This is a genomic window from Mesorhizobium sp. M3A.F.Ca.ET.175.01.1.1 (genome assembly GCF_004791945.1).
GTDB lineage: Bacteria > Pseudomonadota > Alphaproteobacteria > Rhizobiales > Rhizobiaceae > Mesorhizobium.
Genome location: NZ_SRTP01000141.1, coordinates 1 through 368, shown reverse-complemented (window position 1 = coordinate 368; position 368 = coordinate 1). Strand labels below are relative to the sequence as shown.

Below are 368 nucleotides of genomic sequence, written 5' to 3'. Positions count from 1 at the left end.
GGCGCAGAAGGAGCTCGCCATGCAGGGCGCGGAGGTGACGCGCATCTCGCTCGGCGACTATCCGCTGACGATCATGGACGAGGACCTCGAAAAGGAAAAAGGCATCCCCGAGAACGCGCTCAGGCTTGGCCATCAAATCGCCGCGCATGACGGGCTCTTGATCGCGACACCCGAATATAACGGCTCGATCCCGCCGCTGCTCAAGAACGCGATCGACTGGGTGAGCCGGATACGCCGGGAGGGCAGCCGCACGTTCAGGCCCCTGGCCGGCAAGCCGGTCGGGCTCTGCTCGTCCTCGGAAGGCAAGTGCGCCGGCATACGCTGCATCAACCATTTGCGCGCGGTGCTGGTGCGCTGCCAGATGGGGG

The 368-nt window shown here is 65.5% G+C and carries 1 protein-coding gene; it reads left to right on the top strand.

Going from position 1 to position 368, the window contains the following annotated elements:
- On the top strand, positions 1 to 368 hold a 368-nt coding region (locus tag EN818_RS31095), incomplete at both ends, for an NAD(P)H-dependent oxidoreductase (RefSeq protein ID WP_135906648.1).